General features: G+C 53.2%; 1 rRNA gene. It reads left to right on the top strand.

Annotated features, from left to right (window positions below):
* Positions 1 to 2,758: ribosomal RNA gene (locus ACERII_RS25620) — 23S ribosomal RNA — on the top strand; the annotation flags it as partial.

Genomic DNA, 2,758 nt, shown 5'->3' with positions numbered 1-2,758 from the left:
GAAGGCAGACCCGGGGAACTGAAACATCTTAGTACCCGGAGGAAGAGAAAGAAAATTCGATTTCCTGAGTAGCGGCGAGCGAAACGGAAAGAGCCCAAACCAAGAGGCTTGCCTCTTGGGGTTGTAGGACACTCCATACGGAGTTACAAAGAAACAGCGTAGGTGAAGCGACCTGGAAAGGTCTGCGAGACAAGGTAACAGCCCTGTAGCCGAAACGTTGTTTCCTCCGGAGTGTATCCTGAGTACGGCGGGACACGTGAAACCCCGTCGGAATCTGGGAGGACCATCTCCCAAGGCTAAATACTACCTAGTGACCGATAGTGAACCAGTACCGTGAGGGAAAGGTGAAAAGCACCCCGGGAGGGGAGTGAAAGAGATCCTGAAACCGTGTGCCTACAAGTAGTTAGAGCCCGTTAATGGGTGATAGCGTGCCTTTTGTAGAATGAACCGGCGAGTTACGATAACGTGCGAGGTTAAGTTGAAGAGACGGAGCCGCAGCGAAAGCGAGTCTGAATAGGGCGCCATAGTACGTTGTTGTAGACCCGAAACCGTGTGATCTACCCATGTCCAGGGTGAAGTCCAGGTAACACTGGATGGAGGCCCGAACCCACGCACGTTGAAAAGTGCGGGGATGAGGTGTGGGTAGGGGTGAAATGCCAATCGAACACGGAGATAGCTGGTTCTCCCCGAAATAGCTTTAGGGCTAGCCTCGAGGGAAGAGTATTGGAGGTAGAGCACTGATTGGACTAGGGGTCCCCACAGGATTACCGAATTCAGTCAAACTCCGAATGCCAAATACTTATCCTCGGGAGTCAGACTGCGAGTGCTAAGATCCGTAGTCAAGAGGGAAACAGCCCAGACCATCAGCTAAGGTCCCAAAGTATACGTTAAGTGGAGAAGGATGTGGAGTTGCTTAGACAACCAGGATGTTGGCTTAGAAGCAGCCACCATTGAAAGAGTGCGTAATAGCTCACTGGTCGAGTGACTCTGCGCCGAAAATGTACCGGGGCTAAACGTATCACCGAAGCTATGGATTGTCCTTACGGACAGTGGTAGGGGAGCGTTCCAAGGACAGAGAAGCATGACCGGAAGGACATGTGGAGTGCTTGGAAGTGAGAATGCCGGTATGAGTAGCGAAAAGAGGGGTGAGAATCCCCTCCGTCGAAAGCCTAAGGTTTCCTGAGGAAGGCTCGTCCGCTCAGGGTAAGTCGGGACCTAAGCCGAGGCCGAAAGGCGTAGGCGATGGCAAACAGGTTGAAATTCCTGTACCACCACGTCACCATTTGAGCAATGGGGGGACGCAGGAAGGTAGGGTAAGCGTGCTGTTGGATATGCACGTCGAAGCAGTTAGGCTGACAAGTAGGCAAATCCGCTTGTCATAAAGGCTGAGCTGTGATCGCGAGGGAAATTATAGTACCGAAGTTCCTGATCCTACACTGCCAAGAAAAGCCTCTAGCGAGGTGACTGGTGCCCGTACCGCAAACCGACACAGGTAGGCGGGAAGAGAATTCTAAGACGCGCGGGAGAACTCTCGTTAAGGAACTCGGCAAAATGACCCCGTAACTTCGGGAGAAGGGGTGCTCTGATAGGGTGAAAGCCCGAGAGAGCCGCAGTGAATAGGCCCAAGCGACTGTTTATCAAAAACACAGGTCTCTGCCAAGCCGCAAGGCGACGTATAGGGGCTGACACCTGCCCGGTGCTGGAAGGTTAAGAGGAGGGGTTATCCTTCGGGAGAAGCTCTGAATTGAAGCCCCAGTAAACGGCGGCCGTAACTATAACGGTCCTAAGGTAGCGAAATTCCTTGTCGGGTAAGTTCCGACCCGCACGAAAGGTGCAACGATTTGGGCACTGTCTCAACGAGAGACCCGGTGAAATTATATTACCTGTGAAGATGCAGGTTACCTGCGACAGGACGGAAAGACCCCATGGAGCTTTACTGTAGCTTGATATTGGATTTTGGTACAACTTGTACAGGATAGGTAGGAGCCTTGGAAGCCGGAGCGCTAGCTTCGGTGGAGGCATCGGTGGGATACTACCCTGGTTGTACTGGAATTCTAACCTCGAACCGTGATCCGGTTCAGGGACAGTGTCAGGTGGGCAGTTTGACTGGGGCGGTCGCCTCCTAAAAAGTAACGGAGGCGCCCAAAGGTTCCCTCAGAATGGTTGGAAATCATTCGCAGAGTGCAAAGGCATAAGGGAGCTTGACTGCGAGACATACAGGTCGAGCAGGGACGAAAGTCGGGCTTAGTGATCCGGCGGCACCGCATGGAAGGGCCGTCGCTCAACGGATAAAAGCTACCCTGGGGATAACAGGCTAATCTCCCCCAAGAGTCCACATCGACGGGGAGGTTTGGCACCTCGATGTCGGCTCATCGCATCCTGGGGCTGAAGTAGGTCCCAAGGGTTGGGCTGTTCGCCCATTAAAGCGGTACGCGAGCTGGGTTCAGAACGTCGTGAGACAGTTCGGTCCCTATCCGTCGCAGGCGTAGGAAATTTGAGAGGAGCTGTCCTTAGTACGAGAGGACCGGGATGGACACACCGCTGGTGTACCAGTTGTTCCGCCAGGAGCATAGCTGGGTAGCTACGTGTGGAAGGGATAAGTGCTGAAAGCATCTAAGCATGAAGCCCCCCTCAAGATGAGATTTCCCATCACGTAAGTGAGTAAGATCCCTCAGAGATGATGAGGTTGATAGGTCTCATGTGGAAGCACGGCAACGTGTGTAGCTGAGAGATACTAATCGATCGAGGGCTTAACCAA

The organism is Evansella sp. AB-rgal1 (genome assembly GCF_041820985.1).
GTDB lineage: Bacteria > Bacillota > Bacilli > Bacillales > Salisediminibacteriaceae > Evansella.
This window is presented reverse-complemented; position numbering and strand designations above follow the sequence as displayed.